The sequence below is a fragment of the Burkholderia sp. SRS-25 genome, assembly GCF_004343765.1.
Lineage (GTDB): Bacteria > Pseudomonadota > Gammaproteobacteria > Burkholderiales > Burkholderiaceae > Burkholderia > Burkholderia contaminans.
On record NZ_PTXM01000034.1, the window covers coordinates 35,423 to 51,702 of the forward strand.

The following is a 16,280-nucleotide window of genomic DNA, read 5'->3' on the forward strand; positions in this document are numbered from 1 at the left end:
GCCATGGACAAGTCGCTGGGCGCGCGTCTCGCCCGTCATCCCGTCATCGCCACGCTGTACGGCGTCGAGCAGGCGGACAGCTTCATCGACAGTGCGGCCGAGGTCGGCATCGTCGCGAACGTCGATCTGCGCCGGCTGCAGGCGGTGGTCGTGGCGCTCGCCCGTGCCGGCAAGTTCGTGATCGTCAACATCGACAGTTGCGACGGGCTGTCGCAAGACAAGGGCGGCGTCGAATATCTGGCCGATATCGGCGTCGCGAGCCTCGTCTCCACGCGTGTCGCGACGATCCAGCGTGCGAACCGCGCAGGGCTGATCACGATGCAGAAGGTATTCGTGACCGACCGCTCGACCTGGCCGCGCAGTGTAAAGGCGATCGAGCAGAGCGATCCGAATCTCGTGCAGCTGATGCCGGCGCCGATGCTCGCGCACCTGAGCGAAGCAGACCGGCAGGCGTTGCCGCCGATCGTCGCGTCGGGCTTCGTCGGCAACGCGGAAGACGTGCGCAGCGCGAGGCGGCACGGTGCAGTCGCGGTGTCGACGAGCGACAGCGCATGGTGGAATTTTGACCCGTCGTCGTGACGGCCCCCCCCTCGAACCCGGAGCGCAACATGAACGAACCTTACCTGCAGGTCATCGCGCATTTCCACGCCAAGCCCGGCAACGGCGACCGCGTGGTCGAATTGCTCGCGGAGCTCGCGCCGCTGACGCGCGCCGAGCCGAAGAATCTCGACTATGCGTATTTCCGGTCGCCGGAGGACCCCGACCACATCGTGATCCTGGAACGCTACCGCGACGCGGACGGCCTCGACGTGCATCGGGAAACGCCGCATTTCCAGCGGATTGGGTTCGGCGCGATCATTCCGTTGCTCGATCGCCGCGAAGTGTCCAGCTACATGGTGCAGCCGGACACCGGCGCGGCGACGCCACCGGGAGGCACCCGATGAACCCGTTTCAATTCCGTACCGTTCCGACGCAGGTCGTCGAATTCGGCGCTGCGCGCCGGCTCGGCGCGTTGCTGCGCGAACGCTTTCCGGCGCTGGTGCGGCTGTGCGTCGTCACCGACGCATTCCTGCATCGCAGCGGCGTGCTCGCGCCCGCGCTGGAGAGCCTCGCCGCGCACGGCTGGCAGGTCACCGTGATCGACGACGTGATCGCCGATCCGCCCGAGCACGTGGTGCTGGACGCGACCGAACGGGCCGTCGCGGCCGATGCCGAGATCGTGCTCGGCCTGGGCGGCGGATCGTCGATGGACGTCGCGAAGCTCATCGCGGTGCTCGCGCCGGGGCTGCAGGCGCTGGCCGACATGTACGGCGTCGACAAGGTCACGAGCGCGCGGCTGCCGCTCGTGCAGATGCCGACGACGGCCGGCACCGGCTCGGAAGTAACGGCCGTGTCGATCGTCACGGTCGGCGAGGCGCGCAAGATGGGCGTCGTGTCGCCGCACCTGTTCGCGGACGTCGCGATCCTCGATGCCGAACTGACGCTTGGCCTGCCGCGTGCGGCCACGGCCGCGACGGGCATCGACGCGATGGTGCATGCGATCGAGGCCTACACGTCCGCGCGGCTGAAGAACCCGGTATCCGACATGCTGGCCGTGCACGCGCTGACGCTGCTGTCGCGCAACCTGCTCACGGCGTGCGACGACGGCCGGAACCGCCACGCACGCGAGGCGATGCTGGTCGGCGCGATGTTCGCGGGGCAGGCGTTCGCGAATGCGCCGGTCGCGGCCGTGCATGCGCTGGCTTATCCGGTCGGCGGGATCTTCCATGTGCCGCACGGGCTGTCGAACGCGCTCGTGCTGCCGCATGTGCTGCGTTTCAATGCGCCGGCCGCCGCGCCGCTGTATGCGGAACTCGCGTCGATCGTCGCGCCGTCGGCGACGGGCAGCGATGAAGCGCGCACGCACGCGCTGATCGCCGGGATCGACCGGCTGATCGTCGCGACGGGCATTCCGCGCACGCTGCGCGAGGTCGGCATCGGGGAGGGCGACCTGCCGAGGATGGCATCGGATGCGATGCTGCAGACGCGCCTGCTCGTGAACAATCCGCGCGAGGTGACGGAGGCCGACGCGCTGGAGATCTACCGGCAGGCGTGGTGAGGCGGCGGGCGGCCGCGTCGCGCCGCCCGTCATGCATTCACGATGCGCTCGGGGCCGCGAGCGGCGCGTGGCCGCCCGCCACGCCGCCGTCATGCGCTCGACGCGTCGGCGCCGGCTGCCACCACGTACGCCGAAGCCTGCTTCGTGCCGTCCGGCCGCGCTTGCAGATAGACGCCCTGGATTTCCGGCTCGAAACCCGGCAGCGCGTTGATCCCGGCTTCGAGCGCACGGAAGTAGTCGAGCGCCGGACCGCCCCATGCTTCGCCGGGCACCACGCAGAAGATGCCGGGCGGATAGGGCAGCGCACCTTCCGTCGCGATCCGGCCTTCGATGCGATCGAGCGTGACGAGCTCGACGTTGTTGCGGATCAGCTCGGCGTTCGCGGCCTGCGGCAGCATCGCCTGCTTCGGGAACTGCGCACGCCGGAACATCTGCTTCTGCAGATGCTTCATGTCGTGGCTGCGGTAGAAGTCGTGCATCCGCTGGCACAGCTGCCGCAGGCGCATGTTGCCGTACAGCTCCGGATACGCTTCGCACAGCGAGGGAATCGCTTCGCGCAGCGGCGTGTCCTGGTCGAGATGGCGCTCGAACTGCGCGAGATGCGCGACCAGATGCTGCAGCTTGCCGAAACTTTCGGAAGGCGTGAGCAGGAACAGGATCGTGTACAGGTCGGCCTTCTCGGGCACGACGCCGTGCTCGCGCAGGTAGCGCGCCAGGATCGGCGCCGGCGCGCCGAACGCCGCGTATTCGTGCGTGTCGCGATCGATGCCGGGCGTCGTCAGCAGCAGCTTGCACGGGTCGACGAAATACTGGTCGTCCGCATAGCCTTCGAAACCGTGCCACGTGTCGGCCGGATGAAAGCGGAAGAAGCGCAGGTCGTCGACGATCTGCTCGGTCGGGTAGTCGGCCCACGGGCGGCCGTCGATGTTCTGCGGAACGAACGGTCGGATCTGGCGGCAGGTCTTCAGCAGCAGCTTGCGCGCATCGACGCCGTGCGCGACGCAGTCGCGCCACAGGCGCTTGCCGGCCGGGCCCGCATGCATCTGCGCGTTGACGTCGAGCGCGGCGAACATCGGGTAGAACGGGCTCGTCGACGCATGGATCATGTACGCGTTGTTGAAGCGCCGGTGATCGCAGAAGCGCTTCTGGCCTTCGATGTGGCTGTCCTTCTTGTGGATCTGCGAAGTTTGCGAGAAGCCGGCCTGCTGCTTGTGCACCGACTGCGTGACGAAGATGCCGGGATCGTCCGGGCCGAGCGCGAGCATCAGCGGCGAGCAGTCCTGCATCATCGGGATGAACTGCTCGTAGCCGACCCACGCCGAATCGAACAGGATGTAGTCGCACAAGTGCCCGATCCGGTCGACGATCTCGCGCGCGTTGTAGATCGTGCCGTCGTAGGTGCCGAGCTGGATCACCGCGAGCCGGAACGGGCGCGGCAGGCCGGCGCGCTCCGGTGCGACGTCGCGGATTGCGTCGCGGATGCGCGTTTCGTCGAGCGCCGCGCTGTCGACGCCGCCGATGAGCCCCCACGCGTTGCGCGCGGTCTCGAGGTAGACCGGCCGCGCGCCCGACAGCACCAACGCGCCGAGGTGCACCGACTTGTGGTTGTTGCGGTCGAACAGCACGAGATCGTCGGGCGCGAGCAGCGCGCTGGTGACGACCTTGTTCGACGTCGACGTGCCGTTCAGCACGAAGTACGTCTTGTCCGCGTTGTAGATCCGCGCGGCATTGCGCTGCGCTTCCAGGGCGGGGCCTTCGTGGATCAGCAGGTCGCCGAGCCGGACATCGGCGTTGCAGAGGTCGGCGCGAAAGATCGTCTCGCCGAAGAAGTCGAAGAACATCCGGCCGAGCGGGTGATTCGAGAAGAACTGGCCGCCCTGGTGGCCGGGGCAGTCGAATTCGACATAGCCGCGCTGCACGTATTCGCGCATCACCTTGAAGAACGGCGGCAGCAGGTTGTCGCTGTAGATGTCCGCGGCGGCGGAGATCTGCCGGCCGTAGTAGTGGCGTCCGCCATGGCGGAGCTGGATCACGCCGCTCGCGCTCGGCAGGATCGACGGCGGCACTTCCTGGTCCGGCTCGACCGCGACGAAAAACGGAATCGCGAATCCGGTTCTTTCGACGGTTTCAAGCACCTGTTGCGCCGAATCGATTCCGACGACGATTGCCGCGATATTCGTGAAATCGGTCTGGAATACGTCGACCTGTTCGTGCGTGGTGAGGAAGGCGCCGATCAGCGCCGGCTCGACTGCGATTTTCAACAGGCTCACGCGAACTCTCCCGTAAATGTGCGGAAAACGAGAGCCGCATTCGCACGGGCGAGTAATCCGCGTAATCCGTGAAATCCGGCACGCGCTGCAGCCGATTGAAACGCTCCCGCGAATGCTGAATGCCGAATGGCGCGCGCACGAAAAAGCCTTGTACGGTGCGGCCCGGCCGCCGCCGGACAATGCACGGCGCAGCCGATCGTAGCAACAAAACCTGACGAATTCAATCGACCGGAATCGATCTTCCGATTACCGGGCGAGAACGATCGAATAATCGGGAATAGGCGTGCTGCAATGCACATCAAAATGAACCGATCGTGAAACGCGCTTTGAAAACGATCGATCGTTTTACCGAATCGTCTGCTTTTCATCAAATGGCATCTATGGCATAGTCGGCTCCGAATTGGATGGCGAATCAAACCGGATTTGCGAGCGTCTCACGCCGCCGCCCGTGGCCTGCTGTCCGCGTGCTCGTGAGACGAATTAAACCCAACGAAGCATCGGATCAACGAGGGCAACAAAATGAATACGTCCGTCGGTGGCATTCGTCGTCTCGGCATGCGCGCGCTGCTGGTCGACGACGAGATCACGCAGGAAACCGCGACCGGGCGTGCGGTCCGCACGCTGAGCGCGGAGCTCGTGCAGCGCGACATCGACGTGCTCACGGCCACCTCGTCCGACGATGCGATCATGCTGATCCGTTCCGATCCGTCGATCCAGTGCGTGCTGCTCGACTGGGATCTCGGCGTGGACGGCCACGGGCCCTCCGAGGCCGTGGTCGACGCGATCCGGCATCGCAACGCCAACGTGCCGATCTTCCTGCTGGCCGACCGCAGCGTCGCATCGTCGGTGCCGTCCAAGGTGATGGGCCAGGTCGACGATTTCGTGTGGCTGCTCGAGGATACGGCCGACTTCATCGGCGGGCGCATCCATGCGGCGATCGAACGCTATCGCGCGACCGTGCTGCCGCCGATGTTCGGCGCGCTCGCGAAATTCTCGCGCGTCTACGAATACTCGTGGCATACGCCCGGCCACACGGGCGGCACGGGCTTCCTGAAATCGCCGGTCGGCCGCGCGTTCTTCGAATACTTCGGCGAAGCGCTGTTCCGTTCCGACCTGTCGATCTCGGTCGGCGAGCTGGGCTCGCTGCTCGACCACTCGGGCCCGATCGGCGAAAGCGAGCGCTACGCGGCCCGCGTGTTCGGCGCGCATCGCACGTATCACGTGACGAACGGATCGTCGACGTCGAACCGCATCATCCTGATGGCGAGCGTGAGCCGCGACCAGATCGCGCTGTGCGACCGCAACTGCCACAAGTCGGCCGAGCACGCGATGACGATGTCGGGCGCGATCCCGACCTACCTCGTGCCGACGCGCAACCGCTACGGGATCATCGGGCCGATCGCGTCCGAGCGTCTCACGCAAACGGCGATCCGCGAGGCGATCGCGTCGAACCCGCTCACGGCCGGGCTGGCCGACCGCCAGCCGAAGCATGCGATCGTCACCAACTCGACGTACGACGGCCTGTGCTACAACGTCGCGCGCGTCGAGGAACTGCTCGGCGCGAGCGTCGATCGGCTGCATTTCGACGAAGCGTGGTACGGCTATGCGCGTTTCAACCCGATCTATCGCGATCGCCATGCGATGCACGGCGACCCGCGCGACCATCATGCGGACCGCCCGACGGTGTTCGCGACACAGTCGACGCACAAGCTGCTGACCGCGCTGTCGCAGGCGTCGTACATCCACGTGCGCGATGGCCGCAACCCGATTCCGCATGGCCAGTTCAACGAAACCTTCATGATGCACGCGTCGACGTCGCCGAACTACGCGATCATCGCGTCGAACGACGTCGCGGCCGCGATGATGGACGGCCCCGGCGGCGCGGCGCTCACGCACGAGTCGATCGAGGAGGCCGTCGCGTTCCGGCAGATGATCGCGCGGATGAACAGCGAGTTCGGCGCGAAGGGCGACTGGTTCTTCGAGTGCTGGCAGCCCGACACCGTGCTCGAGACGCGCACCGGCCGCACGCTGCCGTTCCACGATGTGTCGCCCGAGCTGCTCGCGAGCGACCCGTCGTGCTGGGTGCTGCGCCCCGGCGCGCAATGGCACGGCTTCGGCAATATCGAGGACGGCTACTGCATGCTCGATCCGATCAAGGTGTCGATCGTCACGCCAGGCGTCGCGCCGGCCGGCGGGCTGATGCCGGTCGGCATTCCGGCGAGCGTCGTGACCGCGTATCTCGATGCCCGCGGGATCGTCGTCGAGAAGACCACCGACTTCACGATCCTGTTCCTGTTCTCGATCGGCATCACGAAAGGCAAGTGGGGCTCGCTCGTCAGCGCGCTGTGCGACTTCAAGCGCGACTACGATGCGAACCTGCCGCTCGACATGGCGATTCCGTCGCTCGCGAAGGAGCACGGCTCGCGCTATGCGGGCATGGGGCTGAAGGACCTGGCCGACACGATGTTCGCGGCGATGGAGCAGCTCGGCACGACGCGGTTGATGTCGGAGGCGTTCTCGATCCTGCCGAAGCCGGAGATGAGCCCGGTGCGCGCGTACGAGCATCTGGTGCAGGGCCGCGTCGAGCAGGTCACGCTCGAGGAGCTGGCCGGGCGCACGGTCGCTACCGGCGTCGTGCCGTATCCGCCGGGCATTCCGCTCCTGATGCCGGGCGAGAACGCGGGGCCGGCGGGCGGCCCGGTGCTCGGCTACCTGAAGGCTCTCGAAGCGTACGACCGGCGCTTCCCGGGCTTCGCGCACGATACGCACGGCGTGGAAGTCGAGGACGGCACGTACCGCGTGTATTGCCTGACTGCCTGAACGAGCGACCGGCCGCGCGGCGGCCTCACATCGAAGGATCGACATCATGGAAAACGCAGCGCGCATGTCCGACGCGGCCACCGCGGCCGCGCCGAAGAACCGGATGAACGTCTGGCAGCTGACCATCCTCACCGCGGTCAACATGATGGGCTCCGGCATCATCCTGCTGCCGTCGAAGCTCGCGCAGGTCGGCACGATCTCGCTGCTGTCGTGGATCGTCACGGCCGGCGGCTCGCTCGCGCTGGCCTATGCATTCGCGCGCTGCGGGATGCTGAGCCGCAAGCCGGGCGGAATGGGCGGCTACGCGGAATACGCGTTCGGCAAGGCCGGCAACTACATGGCGAACTACACGTACGGGCTGTCGCTCGTGATCGCGAACGTCGCGATCGGCGTCACGGCGGTCGGCTACGGCACGGTGCTGTTCGACGCGACGCTGTCGCCGCTGCAGACCGGCCTGTGGACGATCTTCCTGCTCGTGCTCACGACGGTGGCGAACTTCGGCGGCTCGCGCATCACCGGCCGGATCGGCGCGGTGACGGTGTGGGGCGTGATCATTCCGGTCGTCATCGTGTCGCTGATCGGCTGGTTCTGGTTCAGCGGCGCGACCTGGGGCGCCGCATGGAATCCTGACCACCTGCCGTTCGGGCCGGCCGTCGGCAGCTCGATCGCGGTGACGCTATGGGCGTTCCTCGGGCTCGAATCGGCGTGCGCGAACTCGGACGCGGTCGAGAATCCGGAGCGCAACGTGCCGATCGCGGTGCTCGGCGGCACGATCGCGTCGGCGATCTTCTACATCGTGTCGACCAACGTGATCGCGGGGATCGTGCCCAATGCGATCCTCGCGAAATCGAATGCGCCGTTCGGCATCGCGTTCGCGACGATGTTCACGCCGACGGTCGGCACGATCGTCACCGCGCTGATGGTGATCGCCTGCATCGGCTCGCTGCTCGGCTGGCAGTTCACGGTCGCGCAGGTGTTCAAGAGCTCGGCGGACGTCGGCTACTTCCTGCCGGTGTTCGCGCGTGCGACGCGCACCGGCACGCCGATCGTCGGGATGGTGATCCTGCTGGTCGCGCAGGTCGCGCTGGCGCTGATGACGATCAGCCCCGAGCTGAGCAGCCAGTTCCAGAAGATCGTCGATCTCGCGGTCGTCACGAACCTCGTGCCGTACGTGATGTCGATGGCCGCGCTGATCACGATCCAGAAGGTCGCGAAGGTGCCGCCCGCGAAGGCGCTGCTGACGAACGTGATCGCGATGGTGGCCACCGCGTACAGCTTCTATGCGCTGTTCAGCTCGGGCGAGCAGGCGCTGATGCTCGGCGGCCTGTGCGTGTTCCTGGGCTGGACGCTGTTCGGCTTCGTCAGCGCGCGCTTCTACCAGATGGAAGTCGACGCCCACGTGAAGGAGCCGGGGAAGTCGCTGCAGGCGTGACGGAGGCGGCAAGCGCCGCCGTCATCGGGCAGGGCGGGCCAGCAGCGGCGGGAGGTCGTGCTTCAGCAGGTCGACGACGGCCCGCACGCGCGGCGGCAGCGGCCGCTGCGCGTGCACGAGCACGTTGAGCGCGAAATCGGGAATCACGTACCGCGGCAGCAGCTCGACGAGCGTGCCGGCCGCGAGCGCGTCGGCGCAGGCAGGCTGCTGGACCACGCCGATGCCGCCGCCGGCCACGATCGTGTCGAACATCGGGCGCCAGTGGCTCGTCGTCATGATCGTGCGGATGCGCGCGTAGTCGAGCGCGTCGCCGTCGCGCTGCAGCGGCAGCCGTTCGCTCGCGAAGACGCCCTTCACTCGGATGAACGGGTGGTTCGCGAGATCGGCCGTCGTGTCGATCGGGCCGTGCCGCTCGAGATACGACGGCGCGGCAACGAGCCGGCGGCCGACCGTGCCGACCGGATGCGCGACGAACCCGCCGTCGCCGAGTTGCCCGACGCGGATCGAGATGTCGACGCCTTCCGTGACCGGATCGACGATGTCGTCGTTCAGGACCAGATCGATGTGCAGGTTCGGATACGCGGTGCGGACATGCATCAGCACACCCGGCAGCACGACCTCGCCGACGCATTGCGGCGCCGCGAGCCGGATCGTGCCGTCGAGCGCGTTTTCCGTTTTCGACACCGACGCGACCGCTTCGTCCGCCGCTTCGAGCAGCGCCTTGCTGCGTTCGTAGAAGATCCGGCCTTCCTCGGTGCACGTGAGGGTGCGCGCGCTGCGCAACAGGAGCCGTGTGCCGAGATGCTTCTCGAGTCGCTCGATGCGCTCGCTGACGGCCGGCTGGCCCATGTCCAGATCGCGCGCCGCGCCGGACATCGTGCCGCGCTCGACGACCCTCACGTAGATGCGCATCGTCGCCAGCAAATCCATGAAGTCGCGCCCCTTGTCCGGTTCGGGTTGATGTCGATCGACGGATGGTACCAAAGCAACGTTGCCGGAAGGTGCGCGACGAACCGATACTGACCATCGGTTGGCGAAGCCGAGTGTGTTCGCCGGTGCGATGGGTGACAATCGGCTTCCGTGCGCTCGACCGGAGACGATGACATGACGCAACAGGATGAAGCGGTGCGCACGCACTGCGTCGCATGGCAGGTCGTGCAGACGTGGCAAGCGGCCGAATGGTGCCGGCTCGGCGAGTCGCGAACGGGAGTCGACCTGTCGGGATCGGTGTCGGGTGCGATCGACGGCACGCCGTTTCGCATCGATTACGCGATCGCATGCGGCACGGACTGGCTCACGCGCTCGGCACGCATCACGCAGTGGGGCGGCACGCAGCCGCCGCGACAGTGGGATATCCGCTGTGACGCAGGGCGATGGACGATCGACGGCGTCGACGTCCCCGCGCTCGCGGGCGCCACCGACCTCGATCTCGGTTTCAGCCCGTCGACGAATACGCTGCCGATCCGGCGGCTCGGGCTGGCCGTCGGCGAGGCGGCCGTGATCCACACCGCGTGGCTGCGCTTTCCGGATTTCGCGTTCGTGCGCGGCGAGCAGCGCTATACGCGTACGGCGGAGCACGTGTACCGCTACGAAAGCGGCACGTATGCGGCCGATATCGCGGTCGACGAAGTGGGTCTCGTCACCGACTACGACGAGTGGCGGCGCATCGGTGCCGCCCCCGCACGCTGATTCACGCGTACCACCGCGCCGCCGTGCGTGGGCCGCGATGCGTCAGCGTGCGCTCGCGACCGACAGCTTGCCCGGAATCAGCTTCAGCGCGCTGAATGCGTCCGCGATGTTCTGCTGATACGCGAGCGTCGCGTCGCTGATCGGCTGCACGCCGTAGCCGGCACGCTTGAGTGCGACTTCGAGCGTCGGCGCGTCGAGGCCGACGAGCGGCGACAGTTGCGTGGCGACTTCGGGCACATGGTCGCGCGCCCAGCGGTCGACCGCGTCGACTTCGTCGAGCAGCGCGCGCACCACCTGCGGATGAGCGGCCGCGTATTTGCGCGCCGCGAGGTAGTACTGCGTATTGCGCACGAGCCCTTCGCCGTTCGCGATCACGCGCGCGCCGATCTGCCGCTCGGCGGCGGCCAGGTACGGATCCCAGATCACCCACGCATCGACGTTGCGCTGCACGAAAGCGGCGCGTGCGTCGGCGGGCGTCAGGTAGATCGGCTGGATGTCGGCATACGTGAGCCCCGCATGTTCGAGCGCCTTCACGAGCAGGTAATGGACGTTCGAACCCTTGTTGAACGCGACCTTCTTGCCGCGCAGCTGCGCGACGTTGCGGATCGGCGAATCGGGCAGCACGACGATCGCCTCGCCCTGCGGCGCGGGCGGTTCGTTGCCGATGTAGACGAAATCGACGCCGCCCGCCTGCGCGAAGATCGGTGGCGTCTCGCCGACCGTGCCGACGTCGATCGCGCCGGCGTTCAGGCCCTCGAGCAATTGCGGGCCGGCCGGGAATTCGAGCCACTGCACGGTGACGCCCTGGCTCGCGAGCCGCTTCTCCAGCGTGCCGCGCGCCTTGAGCACGACGAAGTTGCCGTATTTCTGGAAGCCGACGCGCAGCCGCGTGCCGCTGTCTTGCGCATGAGCCGGCAGGCCCGCGAGCGGGCCGAGCGCGAGCCCGGCCAGCCCGGCGGCCGCGCCTTGCAGCCACTGGCGGCGATGCGGGTTCGCCGGTGTCGGTTCAACGTCTGCGTGCGGTGTGTCGTTCATCGAGGTGTCCTGCGTGCGGGTTCACGGGCCGCGCGCGAAAGGCGGCGCGGCCGGCGCACGGCGGCCCCGATGCGGGCGACGCGCGCCACGGGCCGGCCCGCGCCGGATTCAGGACGATACGGCCGTGCAGGCCGGCGGCCAACCAACGAATCCGCATATGCAAATCAGCGGCGGGCCAGGCGGCCTCGTTCGGGCCGGTGATCGGCACGGGAACCCGCCGGCACGGCGGCCCGCGTCGGCAAATCCGCACACGCACACGCGCACGCGCACGCGCAACCGTCCGCCATTCGATGAACGACTGCCGCGACCCTCAATCGGAGCCGGCCGGGATTTCCTCGATCGAATCGACGCGATCCGGATAGAACGCGAGGTGCCCGCGGATCGCATCGACGGCCGGATACGGCGCCTCGTAGGTCCAGACGGCATTGACCGCGCGCTCGCCGCCGACCGGTATCGAGTAGTAGGCGGCGTCGCCCTTGTACGGACAGTACGTCGCGTGATTGGTGCGCTGCAGCAGTGTCAGGTCGGCGTCCTCGCGCGGGATGTAGAGCACCGCCGGGTAGGCGGCTTCACGCAGCGCCAGCGCGCGGCGCGTATCCGCGACGACCCTGCCGGCCGCCTTGACCACGACGCGCCGCGGGTGCAGTTCGACCGTGATCGGGTGATCGGGGCCCGGCGTCTTCACCGGGCGAGCAGACGTTTCGGAGCTGACAGGCATCGTGTGTCCTCCTGGAATCGGTGGCGCGGCGGCGCCGGGCGAATCCCGGCGCGCCCGTGCCGGCGTTGGCCAGCCGATACGATGCGCCATTTCGGGCGAGTCTGCAGGGGGCCGGAAGACGGCGGCGCGAAACGGCCGCCCGGCGCTCGCGTGGACGTTTTCATGCACGGGCAGCGGGTTGCAGCCACGACGATAAGCAACGCGAAATTAATTGGTAAGCGATCGCCGGGAGGCGCGCGAAGATCGGCCGTCGTCATTTGCATGACAGCTCTTTCCTGTCTCCGTCACCATGAAGAACGCTTTCGTTTCGTCAGCTGCGCGCCGTGCGCGTGGCACACCCCATGCCGCCGCAGCCCTGCGCTGCATCGCGGCGTCGCTGCTGCTCGCCGGCGCGGCCACGCAGGCGCTCGCCGCGCCGTCCGGCAAGACGCTCGTGTATTGCACCGAAGGCAGCCCGGCCGGCTTCGATCCGGGCCAGCATACGACGAGCACCGATTTCGATGCGAGCACGTACCCGGTCTACAACGGGCTCGTGCAGTTCAAGCGCGGCACGCTCGATCTCGAGCCGGCGCTCGCGACGAGCTGGGACGTGTCGCCCGACCAGCGCACGATCACGTTCCACCTGCGGCGCGACGTGAAATTCCAGACCACCGCGTGGTTCAAGCCGACGCGGCCGTTCCAGGCCGACGACGTCGTCTTCACGTTCCGCCGGATGCTCGATCCCGACGATCCGTTCCGCAAGGCCTATCCGGTCAGCTTCCCGTATTTCAGTGACCTCGGCTTCGACCGCAACATCGAGCGCATCGACAAGGTCGACGACTACACGGTGCGCTTCGTGCTGAAGACCCCCGACGTCGTGTTCGTGCGCAATCTCGCGATGGCGTTCGCGTCGGTCCTGTCGGCCGAGTATGCGTCGCAGCTCGCGGCGCGCCATCGCGAGGCCGACATCAACCAGTTCCCGGTCGGCACGGGGCCGTTCCTGCTGCGCACGTACCAGAAGGACGCGCTGATCCGCTACGACGCGAATCCCGACTACTGGAAACCGGACGACGTGAAGCTTTCGCGCCTCGTGTTCGCGATCACGCCCGATCCGGCCGCGCGCCTGCAGAAGCTGGTGGCCGGCGAGTGCCAGGTATCGGCGTTCCCGCGGCCGGCCGATCTCGACACGGTGCGGCGCGACCCGAAGCTGACGTTGTTCTCGGGGATGGGTTTCAACGTCGGCTTCGTCGCGTACAACACGCAGCATGCGCCGCTCGATCGCGTCGACGTGCGGCGCGCGCTCGACATCGCGATCGACAAGTCGGCGATCGTGAAGACCGTGTTCAACGGCGACGCGAAGATCGCGACGAACCCGATGCCGCCCGCGCAATGGTCGTACAACCCGCGGCTGAAGGATGCGCCGCGCGACCCGGCGGCCGCGAAGGCGCTGCTCGCGCAGGCCGGTTTTCCGAACGGCTTCGACCTGACGCTGTGGGCGATGCCGGTGCAACGCCCGTACAACCCGAACGCGCAGTTGATGGCGCAGCTGATCCAGCAGGACTGGGCGAAGATCGGCGTGCGCGCGAAGATCGTCAGCTATGAATGGGGCGAATACAACCGCCGCGCGAAGCACGACGGGCAGCACGACGCGATCCTGTACGGCTGGTCGGGCGACAACGGCGACCCCGACAACTGGCTCGGCACGCTGCTCGGTTGCGACGCGGTGCACGGCAGCAATCTCGCGAAGTGGTGCAACCAGGATTTCGAGAAGCTGGTGGACGCGGCGCGTTCCAATGGGGATGTCGCGAAGCGCACGGTGCTGTACGAGCAGGCGCAGGTCGTGTTCAAGGACCAGGTGCCGTTCACGCCGATCGCGACGTCGATCGTGTCGCTGCCGGTGTCCAGGCGCGTGCACGGGCTGACGTTCTCGCCGCTCGGCGGGCATCGCTTCGACGGGGTCTGGCTGGATTGACGGGCGGGCCGCGCGGACAAGTGTTTTCGTCCGCGCGGTGCGATGAAGGGAAAGGCCGGCGCGATGCGGTGCGCGCCGGCTACCGGCAGAGCGATTCGGTTCAGTTGAGCGCGACCGCCGCCGCGGCTTCGACCGGCGAGCCTTCGAGCGCGACCGACGGCCGGCCGTCGGGGCCGACCGGCACGTCGCCGATGAGCGTCGTGCGATACAGCTGGCGATCGAAGTCGAGATCGAAGATGTCGACGGGCGCGAGGTGGGCGGTCGCGCGGTTGTCCCAGAACGCGATGCTGCGCGGTTCCCACTTGAAGCGGATCGTGAAATCCGGCCGCGTCACGTGTTCCCACAGCAGTTCGAGCAGCGCCTGGCTCTCGCGCGGCGTCAGCCCGACGATCGATTTCAGGAAGCTCGGGCTCACGTACAGCGCGCGTTCGCCGGTCTCCGGATGCACGCGCACGAGCGGATGCTCGGTGACGAGCGGGCGGCGTTCGACCGCGTCGTCGAACGCGCCGGTGGCGCGCGCGCCGGCCGGCGGCGTGAAGCGGTGAATGCCGCGCAGGCCGTCGACGAAGCCGCGCAGCGGCGCGGACAGCGTGTCGTACGCCCGCACGAGGTTCGTCCAGTGCGTGTCGCCGCCGTACGGCGGGATCGTCACGCCGCGCAGGATCGACGCCCACGGCGGGTTCACGGCGGCCGTCACGTCGGTGTGCCAGCCGGTCCACGGGCGGCGCACCGGTTCGCCTTCGAAGCGCGTTGCCTTGCGATGCTTCGCGATCGAGTAGACGGCCGGATGCCCGTCGACGTGCCCGAATACCGGGTGGCCGACCGTCGGTTCGCCGAACTGCGCGGAGAACGCGACGTGCTGCTCGTGCGTGAGGAATTGTTCGCGGAAGAAGATGACGCGCCATTTCAGCAGCGCGGCGCGGATCGACGAGATCTGCGGCGTGGTCAACGGTTGCGTGAGGTCGACGCCGCGGATTTCCGCGCCGATATGGGCGGACAGCGGAATCACGTCGACCGGCTGGGCGGCGGGTTCGAGTAGGGCGCTCATGTGACGCTCCTGGCGGAAGTGGAGGGGGCGGAGGGCCGACATCGTTGCGCGGGTGCGCGTCGGTCCGGAGGCGGGAAGTGCATGGTCGGTGTCCGGTAGCGGAAAGCGGGGCAGGCGCGGCGGCGCGCATGGAGCGCCGCCGCCGCGCGACGCGGGCGTCATTGCAGCGTCGCCCCCGGCCCCTTCAGCACGACGCTCCGGCGGCCGTCGATGCCGACCGGCACGTCGCCGTGCACGGTGGCGCGGCGCACGACGCGGCGCGCATCGCCGTAGTCGTTGATCGCATAGTGCTGCGTTGCGCGGTTGTCCCAGATCGCCACGTCGCCTTCCTGCCAGTTCCAGCGCACGGTGTTCTCGAGCCGCGTGACGTGTTCATGGAACACCTGCAGCAGGTGCGCGGAATCCTGCGCCGACAGCCCCTTGAGCCGCTGCACGAAATGCCCGAGCACGAGCGTGCGTTCGCCGGTTTCCGGATGGACGCGCACGACCGGGTGCTCGGTTTCGTAGACGGTCGACGTGAATACTTCGCGGTAGCGCTTCAGTTGCGTATCGTCGGCATGCACGTGCGTCGACGCGTAGTCGTACGCGTTGGTATGCAGTGCCCACAGTGTGTCGGCGAGCGCACGCAGCGGGTCGGGCAGGTTGGTGTACGCGGCGGCCGTGTTGGCCCACACGGTGTCGCCGCCGAACGGCGGAATCACGACGGCACGCAGGATCGAGATCTTCGGGTACGCATCGACGAAGGTCACGTCGGTGTGCCACGAATTGGCGCGCGCGCCGTGCGCGGAATCGAGTTCGAGCAGGTGCGCGCTGCCGTCGACGGACGGCACGGTCGGGTGCGCGACGGTCTTGCCGAAGCGGCGTGCGAACGCTTCCTGCGCGGTGTCGTCGAGATGTTGCTGGCCACGGAAGAACAGCACCTTGTGGCGCAGCAGCGCGGCGTGGATCGCGTCGAACGTCGCGTCATCGAGCGTGCCCGACAGCCGCACGCCGGCGATTTCGGCGCCGATCCGGCCGGCGACCTGGCGAAGCTGGAGCGGCGTGGCGGCCGTGCGCGGCGCGGCGTGCGAAGCATGCGAAGACGGGTGAGCGGCGTGCTGGACTTCGGACATCGGGAGTCTCCTGGAGTCGGATCGGTCGAGTCTCCATTCAAGCAGGGACCGCGCGCAATCGGAACCGATGAATCGTCACAACCTTAGCGTGGGCGCAGCGATGATCG

At 67.7% G+C, this 16,280-nt stretch carries 13 protein-coding genes; 7 read left to right on the plus strand and 6 right to left on the minus strand.

Going from position 1 to position 16,280, the window contains the following annotated elements:
* Positions 1–3 precede the first annotated feature (3 nt).
* The 3 genes from C5O79_RS34910 to C5O79_RS34920 are packed head-to-tail and all read left to right on the plus strand — an operon-like array spanning position 4 to position 2,098.
* Entirely contained in the window at positions 4–579 is a 576-nt protein-coding gene (locus C5O79_RS34910) for a glycerol-3-phosphate responsive antiterminator (RefSeq protein WP_047850244.1), read from the plus strand.
* A gap of 29 nt (positions 580–608) precedes the next feature.
* Positions 609–944: a putative quinol monooxygenase gene (locus tag C5O79_RS34915; protein ID WP_122475378.1), complete on the plus strand. Its 336-nt coding sequence runs from the start codon at positions 609–611 to the stop codon at positions 942–944.
* Entirely contained in the window at positions 941–2,098 is a 1,158-nt protein-coding gene (locus tag C5O79_RS34920; protein WP_122475381.1) for an iron-containing alcohol dehydrogenase, read from the plus strand. The genes C5O79_RS34915 and C5O79_RS34920 overlap by 4 nt, the downstream gene beginning before the upstream one ends.
* A gap of 89 nt (positions 2,099–2,187) precedes the next feature.
* On the opposite strand, the gene C5O79_RS34925 is transcribed toward C5O79_RS34920, so the two are convergent.
* Complete coding sequence (locus C5O79_RS34925) at positions 2,188–4,368, minus strand: ornithine decarboxylase (protein WP_122475384.1); 2,181 nt, start codon at positions 4,366–4,368, stop codon at positions 2,188–2,190.
* Positions 4,369–4,887: 519 nt separating this feature from the next.
* Here C5O79_RS34925 and C5O79_RS34935 point away from each other — a divergent pair.
* The gene (locus C5O79_RS34935) at positions 4,888–7,188 is read left to right on the plus strand and encodes an Orn/Lys/Arg decarboxylase N-terminal domain-containing protein (RefSeq protein WP_122475386.1); all 2,301 of its coding nucleotides are present in this window, start codon (positions 4,888–4,890) and stop codon (positions 7,186–7,188) included.
* A 46-nt stretch (positions 7,189–7,234) separates the two neighbouring features.
* Positions 7,235–8,620, plus strand: coding sequence for a putrescine-ornithine antiporter (potE, locus tag C5O79_RS34940; protein WP_122475389.1), 1,386 nt, complete (start codon positions 7,235–7,237; stop codon positions 8,618–8,620).
* A 21-nt stretch (positions 8,621–8,641) separates the two neighbouring features.
* Here potE and C5O79_RS34945 read toward each other — a convergent pair whose 3' ends face one another.
* Positions 8,642–9,550, minus strand: coding sequence for a LysR family transcriptional regulator (locus tag C5O79_RS34945; protein ID WP_071332852.1), 909 nt, complete (start codon positions 9,548–9,550; stop codon positions 8,642–8,644).
* 174 nt (positions 9,551–9,724) lie between these two features.
* On the opposite strand from C5O79_RS34945, the gene C5O79_RS34950 reads away from it, so the two are divergent.
* Positions 9,725–10,309, plus strand: a complete 585-nt coding sequence (locus C5O79_RS34950; protein WP_122475391.1) for a putative glycolipid-binding domain-containing protein — start codon at positions 9,725–9,727, stop codon at positions 10,307–10,309.
* A 42-nt stretch (positions 10,310–10,351) separates the two neighbouring features.
* Here C5O79_RS34950 and C5O79_RS34955 read toward each other — a convergent pair whose 3' ends face one another.
* Both C5O79_RS34955 and C5O79_RS34960 read right to left on the minus strand, forming a co-directional pair.
* Positions 10,352–11,344 carry a sulfonate ABC transporter substrate-binding protein gene (locus C5O79_RS34955; RefSeq protein WP_046549856.1) on the minus strand — a complete coding sequence of 331 codons (993 nt, stop codon included), beginning with the start codon at positions 11,342–11,344 and terminating at the stop codon, positions 10,352–10,354.
* Positions 11,345–11,654: 310 nt separating this feature from the next.
* A complete protein-coding gene (locus C5O79_RS34960; protein WP_122475394.1) occupies positions 11,655–12,062 on the minus strand; it encodes a DUF427 domain-containing protein in 408 nt (135 codons plus the stop codon).
* Positions 12,063–12,351: 289 nt separating this feature from the next.
* On the opposite strand from C5O79_RS34960, the gene C5O79_RS34965 reads away from it, so the two are divergent.
* Positions 12,352–14,013 (plus strand): ABC transporter substrate-binding protein, encoded by a 1,662-nt coding sequence (locus C5O79_RS34965; RefSeq protein ID WP_122475396.1) that lies wholly within the window; start codon positions 12,352–12,354, stop codon positions 14,011–14,013.
* Between the two features lie 100 nt (positions 14,014–14,113).
* Here the strand turns inward: C5O79_RS34965 and C5O79_RS34970 are convergent, their stop codons facing one another.
* The gene (locus tag C5O79_RS34970; RefSeq protein ID WP_122475398.1) at positions 14,114–15,061 is read right to left on the minus strand and encodes a TauD/TfdA family dioxygenase; all 948 of its coding nucleotides are present in this window, start codon (positions 15,059–15,061) and stop codon (positions 14,114–14,116) included.
* A gap of 158 nt (positions 15,062–15,219) precedes the next feature.
* Positions 15,220–16,173, minus strand: coding sequence for a TauD/TfdA family dioxygenase (locus C5O79_RS34975; protein ID WP_046549853.1), 954 nt, complete (start codon positions 16,171–16,173; stop codon positions 15,220–15,222).
* Positions 16,174–16,280: the final 107 nt, after the last annotated feature.

Coding starts and splice junctions, on each gene's coding strand:
- C5O79_RS34910 (WP_047850244.1), top strand. CDS start 4: ATGGACAAGTCGCTGGGCGCGCGTCTCGCCCGTCATCCCGTCATCGCC.
- C5O79_RS34915 (WP_122475378.1), top strand. CDS start 609: ATGAACGAACCTTACCTGCAGGTCATCGCGCATTTCCACGCCAAGCCC.
- C5O79_RS34920 (WP_122475381.1), top strand. CDS start 941: ATGAACCCGTTTCAATTCCGTACCGTTCCGACGCAGGTCGTCGAATTC.
- C5O79_RS34935 (WP_122475386.1), top strand. CDS start 4,888: ATGAATACGTCCGTCGGTGGCATTCGTCGTCTCGGCATGCGCGCGCTG.
- potE (WP_122475389.1), top strand. CDS start 7,235: ATGGAAAACGCAGCGCGCATGTCCGACGCGGCCACCGCGGCCGCGCCG.
- C5O79_RS34945 (WP_071332852.1), bottom strand. CDS start 9,550: ATGGATTTGCTGGCGACGATGCGCATCTACGTGAGGGTCGTCGAGCGC.
- C5O79_RS34950 (WP_122475391.1), top strand. CDS start 9,725: ATGACGCAACAGGATGAAGCGGTGCGCACGCACTGCGTCGCATGGCAG.
- C5O79_RS34955 (WP_046549856.1), bottom strand. CDS start 11,344: ATGAACGACACACCGCACGCAGACGTTGAACCGACACCGGCGAACCCG.
- C5O79_RS34960 (WP_122475394.1), bottom strand. CDS start 12,062: ATGCCTGTCAGCTCCGAAACGTCTGCTCGCCCGGTGAAGACGCCGGGC.
- C5O79_RS34965 (WP_122475396.1), top strand. CDS start 12,352: ATGAAGAACGCTTTCGTTTCGTCAGCTGCGCGCCGTGCGCGTGGCACA.
- C5O79_RS34970 (WP_122475398.1), bottom strand. CDS start 15,061: ATGAGCGCCCTACTCGAACCCGCCGCCCAGCCGGTCGACGTGATTCCG.
- C5O79_RS34975 (WP_046549853.1), bottom strand. CDS start 16,173: ATGTCCGAAGTCCAGCACGCCGCTCACCCGTCTTCGCATGCTTCGCAC.